The organism is Thalassovita gelatinovora, assembly GCF_001458355.1.
In the GTDB taxonomy this organism is placed as follows: Bacteria; Pseudomonadota; Alphaproteobacteria; order Rhodobacterales; family Rhodobacteraceae; genus Thalassobius; species Thalassobius gelatinovorus.
The window spans coordinates 137254-156245 of sequence record NZ_CYSA01000007.1; the positions used below are offsets into that span (position 1 = coordinate 137254).

19 protein-coding genes are annotated in these 18992 nt (G+C 62.1%); 2 read left to right on the top strand and 17 right to left on the bottom strand.

The window, feature by feature from the left end; translation table 11 throughout:
• Positions 1-10: 10 nt before the first annotated feature.
• Positions 11-1189: an aminotransferase class I/II-fold pyridoxal phosphate-dependent enzyme gene (locus TG4357_RS03140; protein WP_058261414.1), complete on the bottom strand. Its 1179-nt coding sequence runs from the start codon at positions 1187-1189 to the stop codon at positions 11-13.
• 144 nt (positions 1190-1333) lie between these two features.
• Entirely contained in the window at positions 1334-2668 is a 1335-nt protein-coding gene (locus TG4357_RS03145; protein WP_058261415.1) for an amidase, read from the bottom strand.
• 44 nt (positions 2669-2712) lie between these two features.
• On the opposite strand from TG4357_RS03145, the gene TG4357_RS03150 reads away from it, so the two are divergent.
• Positions 2713-3966 carry an FAD-dependent monooxygenase gene (locus TG4357_RS03150; RefSeq protein ID WP_074646967.1) on the top strand — a complete coding sequence of 418 codons (1254 nt, stop codon included), beginning with the start codon at positions 2713-2715 and terminating at the stop codon, positions 3964-3966.
• 162 nt (positions 3967-4128) lie between these two features.
• Here TG4357_RS03150 and TG4357_RS03155 read toward each other — a convergent pair whose 3' ends face one another.
• Genes TG4357_RS03155 through petA form a run of 3 tightly spaced genes read right to left on the bottom strand, consistent with a single transcriptional unit; the run spans position 4129 to position 6822 of the window.
• Complete coding sequence (locus TG4357_RS03155) at positions 4129-4920, bottom strand: cytochrome c1 (protein WP_058261416.1); 792 nt, start codon at positions 4918-4920, stop codon at positions 4129-4131.
• 15 nt (positions 4921-4935) lie between these two features.
• A complete protein-coding gene (petB, locus tag TG4357_RS03160) occupies positions 4936-6249 on the bottom strand; it encodes a cytochrome b (RefSeq protein ID WP_058261417.1) in 1314 nt (437 codons plus the stop codon).
• Between the two features lie 12 nt (positions 6250-6261).
• Positions 6262-6822 carry a ubiquinol-cytochrome c reductase iron-sulfur subunit gene (gene petA, locus TG4357_RS03165; protein ID WP_058261418.1) on the bottom strand — a complete coding sequence of 187 codons (561 nt, stop codon included), beginning with the start codon at positions 6820-6822 and terminating at the stop codon, positions 6262-6264.
• A 237-nt stretch (positions 6823-7059) separates the two neighbouring features.
• Between petA and TG4357_RS03170 the strand changes: the two genes are divergently transcribed.
• Positions 7060-7719, top strand: a complete 660-nt coding sequence (locus tag TG4357_RS03170; RefSeq protein ID WP_058261419.1) for an outer membrane protein — start codon at positions 7060-7062, stop codon at positions 7717-7719.
• Positions 7720-7781: 62 nt separating this feature from the next.
• Here TG4357_RS03170 and TG4357_RS03175 read toward each other — a convergent pair whose 3' ends face one another.
• The 12 genes from TG4357_RS03175 to TG4357_RS03230 form a co-directional block, all read right to left on the bottom strand.
• Positions 7782-8519 (bottom strand): ABC transporter permease, encoded by a 738-nt coding sequence (locus TG4357_RS03175; protein ID WP_058261420.1) that lies wholly within the window; start codon positions 8517-8519, stop codon positions 7782-7784.
• Positions 8516-9451 (bottom strand): ABC transporter ATP-binding protein, encoded by a 936-nt coding sequence (locus TG4357_RS03180; RefSeq protein ID WP_058261421.1) that lies wholly within the window; start codon positions 9449-9451, stop codon positions 8516-8518. Before TG4357_RS03180 ends, TG4357_RS03175 begins: the two co-directional genes overlap by 4 nt.
• A complete protein-coding gene (locus TG4357_RS03185; protein ID WP_233487418.1) occupies positions 9448-10614 on the bottom strand; it encodes an ABC transporter permease in 1167 nt (388 codons plus the stop codon). Before TG4357_RS03185 ends, TG4357_RS03180 begins: the two co-directional genes overlap by 4 nt.
• Positions 10615-10631: 17 nt before the next feature.
• The gene (gene osmF, locus TG4357_RS03190; RefSeq protein ID WP_058261423.1) at positions 10632-11540 is read right to left on the bottom strand and encodes a glycine betaine ABC transporter substrate-binding protein OsmF; all 909 of its coding nucleotides are present in this window, start codon (positions 11538-11540) and stop codon (positions 10632-10634) included.
• A gap of 93 nt (positions 11541-11633) precedes the next feature.
• Positions 11634-12017 (bottom strand): nuclear transport factor 2 family protein, encoded by a 384-nt coding sequence (locus TG4357_RS03195; protein WP_058261424.1) that lies wholly within the window; start codon positions 12015-12017, stop codon positions 11634-11636.
• Positions 12018-12101: 84 nt separating this feature from the next.
• Positions 12102-13547, bottom strand: coding sequence for an aldehyde dehydrogenase (locus tag TG4357_RS03200; protein ID WP_058261425.1), 1446 nt, complete (start codon positions 13545-13547; stop codon positions 12102-12104).
• A 13-nt stretch (positions 13548-13560) separates the two neighbouring features.
• Positions 13561-14346, bottom strand: coding sequence for a coniferyl-alcohol dehydrogenase (locus TG4357_RS03205; RefSeq protein WP_058261426.1), 786 nt, complete (start codon positions 14344-14346; stop codon positions 13561-13563).
• Between the two features lie 22 nt (positions 14347-14368).
• Positions 14369-15364, bottom strand: a complete 996-nt coding sequence (locus TG4357_RS03210) for a branched-chain amino acid ABC transporter permease (protein ID WP_058261427.1) — start codon at positions 15362-15364, stop codon at positions 14369-14371.
• The gene (locus TG4357_RS03215) at positions 15361-16245 is read right to left on the bottom strand and encodes a branched-chain amino acid ABC transporter permease (RefSeq protein ID WP_058261428.1); all 885 of its coding nucleotides are present in this window, start codon (positions 16243-16245) and stop codon (positions 15361-15363) included. Before TG4357_RS03215 ends, TG4357_RS03210 begins: the two co-directional genes overlap by 4 nt.
• Complete coding sequence (locus TG4357_RS03220) at positions 16242-16958, bottom strand: ABC transporter ATP-binding protein (protein ID WP_058261429.1); 717 nt, start codon at positions 16956-16958, stop codon at positions 16242-16244. Before TG4357_RS03220 ends, TG4357_RS03215 begins: the two co-directional genes overlap by 4 nt.
• Entirely contained in the window at positions 16955-17686 is a 732-nt protein-coding gene (locus TG4357_RS03225) for an ABC transporter ATP-binding protein (protein WP_058261430.1), read from the bottom strand. Before TG4357_RS03225 ends, TG4357_RS03220 begins: the two co-directional genes overlap by 4 nt.
• Before the next feature lie 9 nt (positions 17687-17695).
• Positions 17696-18982 carry an ABC transporter substrate-binding protein gene (locus tag TG4357_RS03230; RefSeq protein WP_058261431.1) on the bottom strand — a complete coding sequence of 429 codons (1287 nt, stop codon included), beginning with the start codon at positions 18980-18982 and terminating at the stop codon, positions 17696-17698.
• Positions 18983-18992 lie beyond the last annotated feature (10 nt).

The window sequence follows — 18992 nt, forward strand, 5'->3', positions numbered from 1 at the left end:
CCTCGTTCTTTTAGTCATAGATGCAATCGCGCAGCTGGATCAGCCCGCGTCGCATGTCTTGTTTTGGGGCCACCATGGCGACCCGGATATAGTTTTTGCCGGGATTGAACCCGGCCACGTCGCGCGCCAGATAGGCACCGGGCAACACCCGGACCCCGGTTTCGGTCCACAGTTTCAGCGCCGCCTGTTCGCCATCTTCGACCGGCAACCACAGGAAAAACCCAGCCTGCGGGCTGTGATAGCCGGGCAGGCCCGCAAATATTTCGTCGGCGATATCGTATTTTTCCCGGTAGAGACGGCGATTTTCGATGACGTGATCTTCATCCGCCCAGACCGCTTCGGCCACCCGTTGCAGCGGCAGCGGCAGCGGTGCCCCGGCATAGGCGCGCAATTGTTTGATCCGGCGCAGGCATTCTGCCCCCCCGGCAACGAAGCCCGAGCGCAGACCCGGCAGGTTCGACCGTTTCGACAGCGAATGGAATATCAGCACCCGTTCGGGATCGGTGCCCAGTTCCTGTGCCACCTGCAACGCGCCGACCGGTGGGTCATCGCGGTAAATTTCGGAATAGCATTCATCGGCAAAGATGCGGAAATCGTGTTTTTCCGCCAGCCGGATCAGATCGGTCCAATAGGCGCGGTCGGCCACTGCGCCCTGCGGGTTGGCAGGCGAACAGACATAGGCGACGGCGGTGCGGTTCAGCACATCGTCCGGCAGAGAGGTGAAATCCGGCAGATGGCCGGTATCCAGCGTCGCCGGTACGAAAACCGGTTTGGCACCGACCGAAATCGCACCGATCATGTAGACTTGGTAAAACGGGTTCGGCATCAAAACAACGGGCGTCTGGCCGTTTTTCTGTTCCGGGACCAGCGCCATCGCGGCGTTGTACAGCCCTTCGCGGGTGCCGTTCAGCGCCATCACCTGCGTCGCGGGATCGACCGCAACGGTGTAACGGTGCCTGATCCAGTCCGCGATCGCGGCCTGCAATTCGGGTGTTCCGTCATTCGGCGGATAGTTTCCGAACCCGTCGATATTCTTGGCCAGAATACCCGCCACCCAATCGGGAAAAGCGTGTTTCGGTTCGCCAATGGTCATATGCACGACCTCGCCGCCCGGTTCATGCACGTCCAACAGGGCGCGCAGACGCGGAAAAGCATAAGCCGGTAGGTTCGAAAACCGCTCGGGAAACATCTGGTACTGCCTCAGGTTACGGGATCGTTATCGCCCCGCTTTTTGTCAGAGTACCCAATGACATGGCTTTCGTCCAGAATATTGCAGTGCGGGCGCGGGCAGCTGTGACCTTTTTGACGTAGCACCCGCGCCGCAGGTCGGGGATCAGGTGGCGGTCAAAACCGACTCGGCCGCAGCCGCGATGCGCAGCAGACGTTCTTCCTGAAACGGCAATCCGTTGAACAGGATACCGCAACTGGGCACGCCGGTCGGTAACGTCACGCCGCAATTTCCCATCAGGTTGCCGACCCGCGTGTTGTTCAGCGTCAGCAGGTTTTCGGTGACGTAATAATCGCTGTCGGACATCAACCGGTCATGCTGCGGCGGCAGGTTCGGCGCGGCCGGGCACAGCACCGCATCATATCCGGCGACACGGGCGTACCAGCGATTGCGATAGCCTTCCAATTCCTGCCAAGCGGCGACGTAATCGGCCCCCAGATGATGCGCCCCGCTGCGGAACCGGTCCAAAATGCGGTCGAACATCAGGTCGGGATTGGCTTCGATCACTTCGCGCCATGTGCCATAGGCTTCGGTGGTGAACAGGATGCCGGCCAGATCCATCGCCTGCGCCACTTCGGGCGCGTCGATTCGGGTGATTTCTGCCCCGGCCTCGGCCAGTTTCGCCACCGCGTCGTCGAAGGCCTGTAACGGCTCTTTGCGGCAGGGCTCCATCACGGCGGTTTGCAACACCGCGAAGCGTTTACCTTTGACCTCCACGCCGCGCAGGTCTGCCGGTTTGCCGCCTTCCAGCAATGCCAGCATCAGCGCGGCATCTTCGACCGTGCGGCAGAGCGGCCCGACGGTGTCGAATTTTTCGCACAGCGGCACCACGCCGCGCAGCGAAATCCGCCCCGATGTGGTTTTCAGCCCGACCAGATCGTTCCACGCCGAGGGAATGCGCACCGATCCGCCGGTATCCGACCCAATGCCACAGGCCGCCAGCCCGAAAGCGACCGAGGTCGCAGCCCCCGAGGACGACCCGCCCGATACCGCGTCATGGTCGTTGACGCAGGGCGGCGTTGCAGTCACCGGGTTCAAGCCCAGCCCGGAAAAGGCCAGTTCGCTCATATGGGTCTTGCCCAGGCAGACCAGCCCGTTCGCGGTGGCATTGAGCAGCACTGGCGCGTCCCGATCCGGCACCCGGTCCTTCAGCAACGCCGACCCGGCTTCGGTCGCCACCCCGGCGGTGTCAAACAGGTCTTTCCAACTGATCGGCACCCCGTCGAGCGGCGACAGGCGCGCCCCGGATTTGGCCCGTGCGGCGGCGGCTTCGGCTTCGGCCAGCGCCCGGTCGGCGGTGACACGGGCATAGATCCGGTCGCGGAACGGGTGCGCGTCGATCGCATCGAGATAGGTTTGTGTCAGCGCCACCGGATCGATCGATCCGTCCGCGATCCCCCGGCCCAGTTCCGCCGCGCTTTGTCCCAACCAGTCCTGCATCGTCATCTCCTGCATTTTTCCGAACGGTAGCGGCAGCGCGGCGCATGGACAATCCCGATCAGGGCTGCATATTGCATCTCATGGAACATGACAGCGATATCCTGATCGTCGGCGGCGGGTTGAATGGCCCGGCCCTGGCGCTGGCGCTTGCCGATAGCGGCTTTGGCGTCACGGTGATCGACGCCCTGCCCCGCAGCGCCCAAAGTCAGGACGATTTCGATGGCCGCGCCTATGCTTTGGCGCTGGCCTCAAAGCGGCTTCTGGCCAATATCGGGCTTTGGTCCGTGCTGGAAGATCACAGCCAGCCGATGCTGGAAATCAAGGTCAGCGACGGGCGCGCCGGCGAAGGGCCGCTATCGCCCTTCTTCCTGCATTTCGACCATGCCGAAATCGAAGAAGGCCCGATGGGGTATATGCTGGAAGACCGGTTTTTGCGCCGCGCCCTGTTCGATGCGATGGCGGCAAACGACCGGATCACCGTGCTCGACGGCGAAACCGTCACTGCGCAGGCTGCCGATGCAACCGGGATCAGCGTGACGCTGGCCTCGGGCAAAATCCTGCGCGGCAAACTGCTGATCGGCTGTGACGGGCGCCAATCGGGCACGGCCGACCGGGCCGGGATCAAACGCAGCGGTTGGGATTACGGCCAGACCGCGCTGGTCTGTGCCATCGAACACGACTTGCCGCATAAGGGTATCGCGCATCAGTTCTTCATGCCGCCCGGACCGTTGGCGATCCTGCCATTGCCGGGCAACATGTCATCGATCGTGTGGTCGGAAAGCCATGAAAACGCCGCCCTGTTTCAAGCGCTGTCGGATGACGATTACATGCAGGTGCTACGGCCGCGCTTTGGCGATTTTCTGGGCGATATCCGGCTGGCCGGGAAACGCTTCACCTATCCGCTCAACCTGACCGTGGCCAACAGTTTTGTCGGCGACCGGCTGGCGCTGATCGGCGATGCGGCCCATGGTATGCACCCGATTGCCGGTCAGGGGCTGAATGCCGGGCTGCGCGATGTCGGTGCCTTGGCGCAGGTGCTGACCGAAGCGCGGCGCCGCGGCGAAGACATTGCATCATCGCTGGTGCTGGACCGCTATCAGGAATGGCGCCGGTTCGACACCGCCACATTGGCGCTGACCACCGATCTGACCAACCGGTTGTTTTCCAACGATAACCCGTTGCTGCGCGCCACCCGCGATATCGGCATGGGGGTGATCAACGCATTGCCGCCGCTGCGCCGCAATTTCATCCGCGAAGCCGCCGGGTTGACCGGCGATTTGCCCGAGTTGATGCGCTAAGCCTTCTTCTGTTCCAAAATATCCCGGGGGAGGTGTTGAAAATCCAAAGATTTTCAACGGCGGGGGCAGCGCCCCCAATGCCCCCAACCACTACACCCGTTACGCAAAGAAAAAGCCCCGCCAGAAGCGGGGCTTTTTTAAATTCAGATGCGCATACGAAGCTTACGCTTCTTTCGCCTTTTTCTTGATCGGTGCCCAAAGACGTTTGTTGGTCAGGTACATAAGCACCGACAACACGCTAAGGAACAACACGGCGACGAAACCGGCATGCTGACGCGCCATCATCTTGGGTTCGGCGGTCCACATCAGGAAGGCGGCGACGTCTTCGGCTTCGTGATGCAGATCGCTTGAATGACCATCGGCATATTCCACGTCTTCGCCATACAGCGGCGGCGGCATGGAAATCCAGCCACCCGGGAAGGCGGTGTTTTCATAGAAGGTGGTGCCTGCCGATTCCTTTTCTTCGCCGGTATAGCCGGTCAGGATCGCGGTGATGTATTCCGGGCCGCCGATGCCTTTGAAGAATTGGTTGATCCCCGATCCCTGCGGACCGTGGAAACCCGCGCGTGCCTTCGCCATCAGCGACAGGTCGGGCGCGTTCGGGTCGCCGGAAAACGGGAAGTGATCTGCCGGTGTACGCGGCCGGTCGTCTTCGAGTTCCGGATCATAGATATCCATCTGCGCGGCATAGGCGCGGACCTGATCTTCGGGCAGCGCCGGGCCGCCTTCGTCGGCCAGCGTCCGGATCGGCACGAATTTCAGACCGTGGCAGGCCGAACAGACTTCGGTATAGACCTGCAGGCCGCGTTGCAGCTGCATCTGGTCGAATTTGCCGAACGGTCCTTCGAAGGAGAAGTCCACATCATGGATGTGGCCTTCGCTGCCCGCAGCAATGGCGCCACCTGCCGAAAGGGTCAGGGCGGCAACTGCGGAAATCGCAAGTTTCTTAAGCATTATCCCGTTTCCTTCTTATTCGGCCGGTTTGCCATAATGGGCGTTGAAGTCTTCCTCGATCGAGGCCGGGGCCGCGGTCGGTTTTTCGATCACACCCAGAAGCGGCAGGATCACCAGGAAGTAGGCGAACCAGTAGGTCGCACCGATCAGCGAAATCGTGGAATAGGGCGGTTCGGCAGGCATTGCACCGGCCCACATCAGAACCACGAAGTCGACGATCAGCAGGTAGAACCACCACTTGAACTGCGGCCGGAACCGGCCAGACCGCACCCGGCTGGTATCCAGCCACGGCACCAGCACCATCACGATGATCGCGCCGAACATCGCCAGCACACCGAAGAACTTCGCATCAATGATACCGCCGGTGATCCAGCTTGCGAACATCACCACCCACACGTCGCTCGTGAAGGCACGCAGGATCGCGTAGAACGGCAGGAAGTACCATTCCGGAACGATATGCGCAGGCGTCGCCAGCGGGTTGGCTTCGATGTAGTTGTCGGGGTGGCCCAGGAAGTTGGGCATGAAGCCGACAATGGCAAAGAACACCACCAGGATGACCGCCAGCGCGAACACGTCCTTGATCACGAAATAGGGCCAGAACGGCAGGGTGTCTTTTTCGGCTTCTTCCTTCGACCCCTTACGGACATCAACGCCGGTCGGGTTGTTGTTGCCGGTGGTGTGGAACGCCCAGATATGGACGATGACCATCGCGGCGATCACGAAGGGCAGCAGGTAATGCAGCGAGAAGAAGCGGTTCAGCGTGGCATTGTCCACCGCCGGTCCACCCAAGAGCCAGGTCTGGATCGATTCACCGATGAACGGGATCGCGCCAAACAGGCCGGTGATCACGGTTGCGCCCCAGAACGACATCTGACCCCAAGGCAAAACATAGCCCATGAAGCCGGTGGCCATCATCAGCAGGAAGATGATCATGCCAACGATCCAAGTGATTTCGCGCGGGGCCTTGTAGGACCCGTAGAACAGACCGCGGAAGATGTGGATATAGACCGCCAGGAAGAACAGCGAGGCGCCATTGGCATGCAGATAGCGCAGCATGAAGCCGCCGTTGACGTCGCGCATGATGTGTTCGACGCTGGCAAACGCCATGTCGACATGCGGCGTGTAATGCATCACCAGAACGATGCCGGTGACGATTTGCATCACCAGGCAGAAGGCCAGGACGATACCCCAGATCCACCACCAGTTCAGGTTCTTGGGGGTGGGAATCATCAAGGTGTCATAGAGCAGCCCAACAATGGGCAGGCGGCGGTGAAGCCATTTTTCGGGACCCGATTTGGGTTCGTAATGATCGTGCGGAATTCCGGACATTTGCGCGCTCCCTTAACCCAGCTTGATCATGTTGGCATCTTCAAACGCGGCCAGGGGCACGTCCAGATTCCGCGGAGCGGGGCCTTTGCGAATGCGACCGGACGCATCGTAATGCGATCCGTGGCAGGGGCAGAACCAACCGCCGAAATCACCTGCGCCATCACCGATCGGCACGCAGCCGAGATGGGTACAAACGCCGATCATCACCAACCATTCGCCGGCTTCGTCCAGCGTGCGGTTCGCGTCCGACGCGTCGGTGTCGGGTTTGTTGGCGTTTTCCGATTTCGTGTCGATCAGATCGTTCAAGTCCACTGCGCGGGCCATTTCGATTTCTTCTGGCGTGCGGCGACGAATGAAGACCGGCTTGCCCAACCATTTCACGGTCAGCTGGGTACCCGGTTCAATGCCCGAGATATCGACGCGAATCGAGGCCAAGGCCTTGACGTCGGCGGAGGGGTTCATCTGATTGACAAGCGGCCAAACGGCGGCACCTGTGGCTACGGCACCGGCGCCTGCGGTGGCGTAATACAGGAAGTCCCTGCGGGTGCCTTCGTGATCTTCTGCGTGGGACACGAGGTTCTCTCCATTTTTCGGCCGCATCCGGCCTATAGCGGTTGGGGCCGCAGATTACGCAGCCTTTCCGTGGCGCTATTTAGCGGGGGATTCCCGCCCAGTCCAGCAGACAATCACGCTTTGGGGTTGCGCGAAAGCAACAGGTGCGGAAGTGTCGCGGTTGAACAGGCCCGGTTTCGGGCCTATTCCGCGCACTGAAAATCCTATACAATCGGTTTCATTCAGAAAGGGAACCAGATGTCGCGCCTGTTGCTTGCCTCCACCGCACTTACCGTTTGTCTTGCCTCTGCCGCTGCTGCAGAGACCGAGCTTAGCCTTTATGGCGGCTGGCAGACATCGCCGCACAGCCGCCTGACCGGGACCCTGCCTGCGGGCGTGACCTATCCCGGCCCAGTCAGCCAGTCGATCGGCTGGGATGGCAAATCCTTTTCGATGCCGCCCTATTACGGTGCCCGCGTCACATTCTGGCAAAGCGGCAACTGGGGCTGGGGAATCGAACTGAGCCATGACAAGGCCTATGCCGGGTCCGACATGTCGCCGGAATTCACCCGGTTGGAATTCACCGATGGTCACAACATCCTGACGGTGAATTACATGAAGCGCTGGCCGGGCAAGTGGGACAAGTTCACCCCCTATGTCGGGGCCGGGATCGGGGTTGCGATTCCGCATGTGGACATCACCCCCACCGGCGGCGCGCATACTTATGAATATCAATATACCGGTCCGGCGGCGCGGCTGACGGCCGGTGCCAGTTACAAGTTGAATGACCGCTGGGCGCTGTTCGGCGAATATCAGTTCACCATTTCGGACAATGATGTGACCTTGACCGGAGGCGGCGATCTGCACACGCGGATCATCACCAACGCATTGAATGTCGGCGTGAGTTTTTCGTTCTGATCTGAAATTGCCACCCTGTGCGCGCCAATGGTGGGCGCAGGGTCAGCCCGCCGCGGCGCCCCTCAGACCGTACCAAGGCGCCGCGACAGACGGGTTTCGAGCTGCACCAGCGCGTCGTAGATCAGGACCGCGAACAGTCCCACGATCAGCCCCCCTTGCAGGACGTAGGCCGTATTGTTGGTCAGCAACCCGGCGATGATGACCTCTCCCAATGTCTTGGCGGCGACGGTGGACCCAATCGTGGCCGTGCCCAAAGCAATCACCACGGAAAGGCGAATACCGGTCAGGATCACCGGCATCGCAAGCGGCAGTTCCACCCGCAGCAGACGTTGCCAGCGATTGAGACCAATGCCGCGCGCCGCTTCCATCGTTGCCGGAGGCAAGGTCGAAAGCCCGGTGATCGCGTTTTCGAAGATCGGCAGCAGGCCATAGAGGAAAAGCGCCACCAACGTCGGCCCGGCCCCAAACCCGAGCGCCGGCACCGCCAGCGCCAGAACCGCCACCGGCGGGAAGGTTTGGCCCACATTGGTGATCGTGCGCGACAGCGGGCGGAAAGCCGCGCCGGCCGGGCGCGTCACCAGAATGGCCAGCGTCACCGCCACCAGCGTTGCCGCGCCAGAGGCCAGCACCACCAGACCAAGATGGCTGAGCGAGAGCGAAAGCAGCGTTGTGCGTTCATATATGACCGGCCCGCCTTCCGGCGCGAAGGGGGCGAAGGCCCAGACGAACCAGCCCGGCCGAAGCACCAGCGCCCCCAAAAGCGCGACGAGCGCCGCGCGCAGCAGCATCCCCGCTCTCACCGCGGACCCTCTGCCCGGGCGCGGATTGCGTCAAGCGTTACTCGACCCAACGGCACGCCATCGCGCACCACCGGAAGCGCGTCTCGCCCGCTCCATAGACAGGTTGAAAGCGCATCTCTCAGGTTGGTATCGGCGTCGAGCGGTTCCCCTTCTGCGGGACCATCCACAACGATCTCTGACACCGGAACAAGCGACAAAAGCCGCAAGGGGCGATCCACCCCGCCCACCATTTCGGCCACGAATTCCGTCGCCGGTTGCCGGATGATTTCGGCCGGAGTGCCATGTTGCACCAGCCGGCCCTCATCCATCACGGCGACCCTGTCCCCAAGGTGAATTGCTTCTTCTATGTCATGCGTCACCAGCATGATGGTCGATCCGAGCGCCCGCTGGATACGCCGCAGATCTTGCTGCGCCCGTGCCCGGATGATCGGGTCCAGCGCGCCAAAAGGTTCGTCCATCAAAAGCAGATCGGGCCGCGAGGCCAGCGCCCGTGCCACGCCGACACGCTGTTGCTGGCCACCGGACAATTCACCCGGGAAGCGGTCGCGGAATTGCGCCGGTTCCATCGAGAAGAGATCAAGCAATTCATCCACCCGAGCGCGGATTTTTTCCGGCGGCCAGCGCAGCAGTTCCGGCACCGCGCCGATATTGCGCGCCACCGTGTGGTGCGGAAACAGTCCGTGGCCCTGAATCGCATAGCCGATGCGACGCCTCAGGACGTGTTTGGGCAGGGTTCCCGTTGGTTCGCCATTGATCCGCACTTCGCCCGAGCTCGGCTCTATCAACCGGTTGATCATGCGCAATAGCGTGGTCTTGCCCGACCCCGAGGTGCCCACGATCACGGTGATCGTCGCCGTTTCCACGATCATCGAGACGGCATCCACTGCGGCGACGCCGTCATACAGTTTGCTGATCTTGTCGATTTCGATCATGGTGTGCGCTCCGGTATCGGTCTGGTCAGTTCGACAAGGATGTCCATGACAATGGCCGCTGAAAGAGCCAGCGCCACGGTGGGAAGCGCACCGAGCAGGATCAGGTCGGTGGCGGTCTGGTTCAGGCCCTGAAAGACGAATGTGCCAAAACCGCCGCCACCGATCAGCCCCGCGATGACCGCAAGGCCGATATTCTGCACCAATACGATCCGCACCCCGGCAAGGATCACCGACAAGCCAAGCGGCAGTTCGACCCGAAACAGGCGCTGCCGGTCGGTCATTCCCATGCCGCGCGCCGCTTCGATCACCGCCGGTGGTGCGCTTTGCAGACCGGCCAGCATGTTCGCCACGACGGGCAGCAGCGAATACAGCACCAGCGCCAGAAACGCGGGCGCGAAGCCGATCCCGGCGATACCGACGGATTGCGCGCCGGGCACCGTGTCGGCAACCCATCCCAGCAGCGGGATCATGATGCCGAACATCGCCAGCGAAGGGATGGTTTGCAAAAAGCTGAGCACCGGCAGGAGCGCCCGGCGCAGGGTCTCGCGGCGATGACAGAGAACGCCGAGCGGCAAGCCGATTGCAGCCGCCACAGCCAAGGAACCGAAGGCGAGGCCAAGATGGCGCAGGCTTGCGTCCCCGAACGCATCCTGCCGGCTGGCATATTCCCGCATCACCGAAAGCTGCGACAGCGCCCCGGATTGCAACAGCAACGCCAGCGTTCCGACCACGGCGGCGAGCAGCAAGGCGCGCGCCAATGGTCCCGGCGAAAGTTGTGACAAGGCATCCGCCAGCAGCAGTGCCAAGATCACCAACAGGCACCAAAACCCTGCCCCGGGGGAAACCCGCGCGTATTGTCCTGCCCCGTCCAACAGCACGGTGGCCCCTTGCGATAACAGCCAGACAAGCCCGGCCAACCCCATTGCCGCACCGGCAATCCGCACGCGCGGCCAAGCGGTCAGCAGTCCAAGACCAAGCCCCGCCGCCAACGCCACGATCCCCGGCAGCGTCACCACCGGGTCGGCCACCCGCCAGACGGCGACGCCTTCGCCCGCGACGATCCGGTTGGCGGCGAGCGTCATGAACGGGGCCAGCAATGCGGCAAATCCGAGACCGGCAAACAGCAGTCCCGGTGCCAACAGCGCCGGGCCTGCATCGCGCATGCGCATCGTGGCGGAGATCAGTCCAGCACCCCAGTCGCGGTAAGGTAATCGCGCGCCACCGCTCCGGCCGGTTCACCGCCAACCTGAATGCGACCATTCAGGCTTTGCAGCGTTGCCATGTCCAGACCGGCAAAGATCGGGTTCAGCACCTCAGCGATGGCGGGGTATTCCGCCAGCACCGCGGCGCGGACAACCGGGGTGGGTTCATAGACCGGCTGCACGCCCAGATCATCGACCATCACCACAAGTCCGGTCGCGCCAACACCGCCATCCGTACCATAGGCCATGGCCGCATTCACGCCAGACGTGCCACGCGCCGCGGCCTGGATCGTCGCGGCCGTATCGCCGCCCGACAACACGATGGTCTGGTCGGGTGACAGTACGAAGCCATAGGCTTGCTGCATCGCCGGCAACACGGCGGGGGACGAAACGAACTCCGTGGATGCTGCAAGCTTCACCTCACCACCGCCGGTGACCCAGGCGCCAAAATCGGACATGGTGACCAGATTGTTTTCGGTGGCAATAGCCCCCGTCACGGCAATCGCCCACGTGTTGTTCGCCGGGGCGGATTGCAGCCAGGTCAGGTCGTTTTCTGCGGCATCCAGTTCCGCCGCCCGTGCGCGGGACGCTTCGGCGTCTTTCCAGATATTGCTATCCGCTTCATTGAAAAAAAACGCCGCGTTGCCGGTGTATTCGGGGTAAATGTCGATCTGTCCGGCCAGTAACGCTTCGCGCACGACCTGGGTGCCGCCCAGTTGCAGGCGACGCTCGACCGGCAGGCCGGCGTCTTCCAGCGCAAGGGCAATGATATTGCCCAACAGGCCGCCTTCGGTGTCGATCTTGGACGAGACCGTGATATCGGCTTGGGCGACGGTGGCGAGCGCACCAACAAGCGCCGCACATGCAAGAACGAGTTTGGGTTTCATGGTCGGAAGCTCCCTGAGGCCTGTTGTGCTGTGGCAGTGGATCGTCGATTCGGGTGTGAGTCTAGCGCCCTGATCGGAGTTGCCAAGGTCAGGTCAGAACATACCGTTGTCGTGGGCGCTGGTAACCGGCATCTGTTGAAGAACGTCCCAATGTTCCACGATCTTGCCCGCGCTATCGAGCCGGAAGATATCGATGCCCGCATATTCCAGACCCTCGGGCCAGATCTGGTGACAATGGAGGATGACAAAGTCGTCCTCTGCCAGGGCACGCTTCACGATCACATTCTTGCCGGGATATTCTGCGGCCATCTTTTCGAAATAGTCGATGAACCCCTGTTTTCCGCTGCGCACATGCGGGTTGTGCTGAATGTAGTCGCCGCCCGCATAGGCGGCGATAGCGCCCTTTGGATCGCAATCGTTGAACATCTGTTCGTAGAAGGCGACCACGTTACGCTTGTTCTGTTCAAGATCCAGCATTGCTTGCTCCGCGTATCAGGGTTTGGGAATGGCGAGGCCCACCAAGGGAGGCCGCGCCGATTATCGCTCTGGGTCAGGTTGAGATCAGAACGGATAATGTTGGCCGGGGTCTTCGATCGTGACCCAGCGGGTAGAGGTGAAGGCTTCCACGGCCGCTTTGCCGCCGAAGCGGCCATAGCCGCTGTTCTTCACGCCGCCAAAGGGCATTTGCGCCTCATCCCCGACGGTCGGGCCGTTGATGTGACAGATGCCGCTTTCGACCTGATCGGCCACCCGCAACGCGCGCTGAATGTCGGAGCTGTAGACCGACGCTGACAGGCCGTATTCGGTGTCGTTGGCGACGCGGATCGCCTCTTCGTCCGACGCGACGCGGATGATGCTTTTGACCGGGCCGAAGCTTTCTTCCTGATACAGCCGCATGTTGGACGTCACACCATCGATCAAGGTTGCCTGCATGATGGCACCGTCGCGCGCGCCACCCGCGATGACCGCACCGCCCTTGGCCGTTGCATCGGCGATCAACGCATCCATCTTTTCGGCAGCCGCCAGCGTCACCAGCGATCCCAGCACCACCTTGTCGCGCGGATTGCCTGCGGGCAGGGCGTTGGCCTTGGCGGCAAACGCTTCGACAAAGCGGTCGGCAATGCCTTCGTGAACGATGAAGCGTTCGGTGGACATGCAGATCTGGCCCTGGTTCATGAACGCGCCGAACGCGGCCCCGTTTACGGCCCCTTCGAGATCGGCATCGTCAAGAATGATCATCGGAGCCTTGCCGCCCAATTCCAACAGAACCGGTTTGAGATGGCGGGCCGCCTCCACCGCGATGATCCTGCCGACATTGGTGGACCCGGTGAAGTTGATGTGCCGCACCTCGGGGGCGCCGATCAGGGCATGGACCACGTCCGCCGCATCTTCGGGCGCGTTGGTGACGACGTTCATCACACCATCGGGGAAACCGGCCTCTCGGAACACATGCCCGATGGCGAGATGGGTGGCCGGACAAAGTTCCGATGCTTTCAGCACCACGGTGTTACCACAGGCGATTGCCATCGCCACCGCGCGCACACCCAGAATGATCGGCGCGTTCCAGGGCGCGATCCCAAGGCACACCCCAAGCGATTTGCGTTGCGCCATGGCCAGCGTGCCGGGTTTGTTGGCGGGAATGACTTCTCCGGTGATTTGCGTCGTCATCGACGCCGCTTCGCGCAGCATCCCGGTCGCCAGCATGCAGTTGAACCCCGCCCAAGGCCCGGTGGCACCGGTTTCCTTGATCATCAGGCCGATGATTTCTTCGGTGCGTGCCTCCAGCACGTCGGCGGCCTTCAACAGCAACCCGCGCCGCAGCGCAGGGCCGGTTTTCGACCATTCTGCATAGGCTGCGCCAGCCGCCTTGGCGGCTTTCAGAGCATCCTCGACCGAGGCTGCGGCAGCGGTGGTTGCGACGTCTCCGGTGACCGGATCGTGGCGGTCATAAGTTTTATCATTTGCGGCCTTGGCATCCTGGCCACCGATCAGCATTTGCATTGTCATTTACGTGACTCCCTCAAAAATCCATGACTTCGGCCAAGATCGACGCCTCGAGCCCACCATCGCAGGCGATGTTGGTACCGTTCACCCAGCGTGCGCCGTCCGAGGCGAGGAACAGGATCGACGGCGCGATATCATTCGCCGTGCCAGCCCGGCCCACCCGATCGATGTCGCTGTCGACCCGTTCGTCGCCCAGCACGTCGCGGAATTGTTTGAGGATCGGGGTTTCCACCGGGCCGGGGCTGACGGCGTTGACGCGGATGTTGCGATCCTTGAACACCGGGTTTTGAGCCGCCTGATAGGTCCACATCAAAAGAAATTCTTTCGATGTGGGATAGCTGATTTCGTCGGTCACGCCATGATCGGCACAGAATTTCGCGGGGTCTGGGAACCCTTCGACGGCCACAGCAGCCTTGGTTTTTTCTGCGTTGCCACGCCAGCCAAAGCCGGCGATGGAGGCGACGTTGATGACCGATCCGTATTGGTTCATCTTCGGTGCCAGACCCAGCGACAGCGCCCGCAGGCCAAGGAAATTGACCGCGATGGTCGGCACCGCCCCCGGCGTGCCCGACAGGCCCGCCACATTGGCCAGCGCGTCGATACCGTTTGGCAGTTGCGCAATCAGCGCCGCAACACCGTCCGCCGATCCCAGATCCGCCGCGATAAAATGGCCCACCGGGTTGTCCGGCGTGTTGCGGTCGACCGAGAACACGTTGGCCCCCATCGCCTGCGCTAATTCTGCCGTGCGTTTACCGATTCCAGACGCCGCTCCGGTGACGACGATGTTCTTGCCCATAAGCATGATGATCTCCTTCGTGTTTCGATCAAGTCTTTGATTTGTTGATGATATACCCGGTCGGGATTGCTTCTCCCGGTAGGCGCGGGCCAATCCAGCCCCACAATCCGTTGGGCAGCACGAGCGCGAAGAACACCGCGACCCCGCCCAGACCGACCAGATACCAGGCGCCGTAAGACGCGAAGAACGTCTCGATCACGAAAAACAGCACCGCGCCGATCAGCGCCCCCTCGATCCGGCCAAGGCCGCCGACCAGCACCATGAACAGCATATACGCGGTCCAATGGACGCCGAAGAACGCCCGCGGCTGGAAGTTCAAGTTGGAGGCAAGCCACAAGGCCCCCGCCGCCGCCGTCCCGGTCGCAGCCAGAACGAAAACGATGCGTTTGGTGCGGATCACATTGACCCCGATGGATCGTGCGCCCAATTCGTCATCGCGGACGGCGGTGATCGCCGCCCCTGTCGGGCTGCGCAACAAGGCAAACAGCGCCGCCAACACAGCCAGAGTCAGCACCAGCGCCAGCCACAGAGTGATGCTTGACCGGGTTTCGATCGCATAGCCATTCAAGGATATCAGCGAGGTGCCGGTTTCGCCTTGGATCAATGGATCGAGGTTGACGCAAAGATGTGCCAGCGAAGACAAGACCCACATGCCAATGGCGAATTCCCCGTCCTTCAGCGACAGCATGAACAGGGAGGTCACATAGCCCAGTACCGCACCGATCGCGACCGATGCCAGAATGGCCAGATAGGGATCAAGGCCGGCGTTTGAAAGGCGGATGGTGGTATACGCGGCGACCCCGAAAAACAGCGTCTGGCCGATGGAGACAAGGCCCGCGAATCCCGCCAGCGCGTTCCACATCACCGCCAGAAGGACATAGACCAGAAGCGCCACCGCCCGGCCCGAACCGCCCACACCGAAGAACCACGGTGTGGCCGCCAGCACGATCACCGCAAAGGCCAGCAAGGCCAGCGTGATCCGGGACGTTGTGCCACCGCGGGTGACAACCAATTGCGCGCTCATGTTCGGACCTCCCGACCCAGTAACCGGTTCAGGCTGAACGCACCGCCCCGGAGCCGCCAAAACACCGCCAGAAGGAATGCCAGATGCCCGCCGATCAGAAACCCTTGCGGGTGGATCATTGCCGCCAGCGATTGCGCCAAGGCGAGGATCATCGCGCCCCAAAGCACCCGCCACAGGCTGCCCATGCCGCCAATCACCACCGCCTCGAACGCGAACAGAAGCTGCGCCGATCCGGCATAAGGCCCCCAGGCCGTGCGCAGCCCCAACGCGGTGGCCGCGATCACGCCGGTGGCCAGTGCGAGGCCGGTGGCAATCGCCGCCGTGCGCGCGGTGTCGATGCCCAGTAGGCGCGCCGTGGCACGATCCTGCGAGGTGGCTTGAATACGGTGCCCAAGGGTCGTGCGTCGCAACAGCCATTCCAGCCCCGCGATCACTGCGACCGCTGCAATCAGGGTATAGACGCTTAGCTTGCCGACAAAGATGAACCCCGGCAATTCGAAGGAGGCCCAGGACAGATCCCCCACCAGCGGCGCAAGCGACAGGCTGTCGGCACCAAAGACCTGAAACATCAGGTTGTCGAGGATTATGGAGAGGCCGAAGGTGGCGAGAAGCGGCAGCAACTCTCCGCCTTTTGAGGCCCGCGCCAGGATCAGTGCGTGCAGCGCCAGACCGACGACAAACATCACGATGATCATGATCGGGATTGCGATGGGGAGCCCCATCATCCCGCCCAGCACATAAAGCCCATAAGCCGACAGCACGATCAGTGCGCCATGGGCCAGATTGATGATGTTCATCACCGAAAACATGAATGCGAGCCCAGTCGCCAGGACGGCATAGTAGCCCCCCAGAAGAACCGCACCGATAAGTTGCGAAATCACGCCGTTTCTCCCTCGTCATGCCCGAACGACGCCGCGGCCAGCGCGTTAAGGCTGGTCCGGGCCGGGGTTGCGTGCAGGGTCACATGGCCTTCGCACATCACCATCAAATCGTCGGCGGTGTGCAGCGCACGGTTCAGGTCCTGTTCAACGACCAGAAGCGCGATGCCCATGTCACGCACCCGTTTCAGGGCGTCATAGGCGAAATCCACCGCTGCGGGGGACAGGCCCAGCGAAACTTCGTCCAGTATGATCGCCACCGGGTCCCCCATCAGCGCACGCCCGATGGCAACCGCCTGCTGTTCCCCGCCCGAAAGTTTGCCCGCCGGCGCGTGATCGAGTTTGGCAAGGTTCGGGAACGCTTCGTAGATCGCTTCGATCGTCCAAGGCCCTTCGCGCGAGGTAGAGCGCCCAAGCGCAAGGTTTTCGCGCACGGTCATGTTCGGAAACAGCCGCCGCCCCTCTGGCACCAGCGCCAGACCCGAACGCGCCCGGTGATGCGCCGCCAGTCCGGTAATATCGACACCTGACAGGCGCACGCTGCCCGCCTCGGCCCGGTGATCACCCGCAATGGATCGCAAAAGCGTTGTCTTGCCGGCCCCATTGGCACCAAGGACAAACAGCATTTCGCCGGGCTTCACGCTTAGCGACACGCCATGCACGGCGCGCAACTGGCCGTGAGAGGCTTGCAGATCCCGAATGTCCAGCGTGCTCATGCTGCGGCTCCGAAATAGGCGACTTGGACGGCTTCGGATTCGACAACGTCTTTCGGCTCTCCATCGGCCAGAACCCGGCCTTCGGCCATGCAGATCAGGCGGGTGCAGGTCTGCATCAGCAGACGCATGATATGTTCGATCCAGATGATGGTGACGCCGCGATCATGGATTTTCAGGATCAGCGCGACCAGCGCGTCGCCCTCCACATCGGTCAAGCCGCCACCGATTTCATCGAGCAGAAGCACTTTCGGATCGGTCGCCAATGCGCGGCTCAACTCCAGCCGCTTGCGATCCAGCAGGCCCAGAGTTTCGCCGCGCCGGTTGGCGACCTCGGCCAGCCCGGTTTGGTCCAGCACGTCCCACGCGGTCGCGATGGGATCAGCCGCCGGAACGTCTCGGCCCTGGGTGACGGCGACCAGCACGTTTTCGAACACGGTCATGCCCAGAAACGGCCTGGGCACCTGATGGGTGCGCCCAAGGCCAAGGTGACAGCGCCCTGCCGTGTCCAGTCTGGTGACATCGCGCCCCAGCAGTTCCACCCGCCCCGCCGTCGGGGCAAGCGCACCTGTCAGCAGGTTCATAAAGGTTGTCTTGCCGGCCCCGTTGGGCCCAAGCACACCGACGATTTCACCGGTTCCAACGGAAACGGAGATGTCGCTGAGGACGTTAAAGGACCCGAACGACATCGAAATGCCGTCCGAGCGCAACACCGGGTTCGGGGCGGACATCACCGCGCCTTACGCGTTGTAGGGCACAAGGGTGCCGACAACGGGAACGTTGGGATCGGTGGCATTTTCAGTCACGACATAGTCGAACTGATGCGGCCCCTTTTCCGACGGTTGCCATTGAGTGCCGATGATCGGGCCATGGGCCACGTTCGGCACCGGGCCTGTGGTGAAGTCCACGACCCCCGCGATACTGTCGGCCGTCAGACCCGCGATTGCGGCGGCCACGCCATCCTTGTCCTTGGGATCCGCCGCCGCAGCCAGCGCAGCCATGGCGACGTCGATTGCAGACAGGCTGGCGCCCAGCTGTTGCGTCCACTGACGCCCTGTTGCGGCTTCGTAGCCATCGCACAATGCGACCCCGTTCAACCCCGTAACGGGCGACGTATAGGGGAAATCGCGGTGCCAATACGCGGCGCTGGCGATGTTGTTGCCCAAGGTGCCCAGCGCTTCGATATCGCCGGGGAAGAGGCCGGTTTTGGCGGTTTGCACGATCTTGATTTGCCGATGCAGGCCCTGCTGCGCGGCCTGACGCCAGAACGCGGCGAAATCGGGCGGGATCGGGAAAGTGTTGAAGATTTCGATCCCGGCTTCGCGGAAGATGCGGATTTGCTGGGAATAATCCTGAGTGCCGGTTTCATACGCGCCGGGATCAATCACTTCGTAGCCCGCTTCGACCAGACGCGGCGCCAACACGGCGCGCACGGCGTTGCCATCGGCATCGTTGGGATACATGACGCCGACCTTGCGGTTGGTTTCGATCAGGTCCCATTGCGAGATATAGGCGCGGTAGAATTCATCGACGCCAAAGCCGAAGTGGAAGCCATAGGTGAACGGCGATGGTTCGCCCGGTTTTGCGCCGCGACCGAAATACCATGCTTCCCACGGCATGACGGTCGAAATGCATGGCACGCCAGCGGCTTCGCAGGCATCGGAGACCGGGTTGATGGTTTCCGGTGTGGACACGGCGATCATGATGTCGACGCCATCACTGTTGATCAGCTCGCGCGCCAATTGGCCGGCGCGCGACGGGTCGGATTGCGTGTCGCGATCCAGCAATTCGACCGAATAGCCGGTGCCGTTCATGGTGACGCCGCCTGCCAGGGCCTCGCGGGCGCGGTCTAGGATGTAACCATCGGTTTCACCGAAACCAGCCAGCGGGCCGGATACCGGGCTGATGAAGCCGATCTTCAATGGTACGGTCGCTTGCGCCAAGGCCTGGCTTCGGCCCAGAACGAACGTGCCCAAGGCGGCACCAGCCCCCAACAGGACCGAGCGGCGTGTAAAATCAAAAGTCATGGTCTTTCCT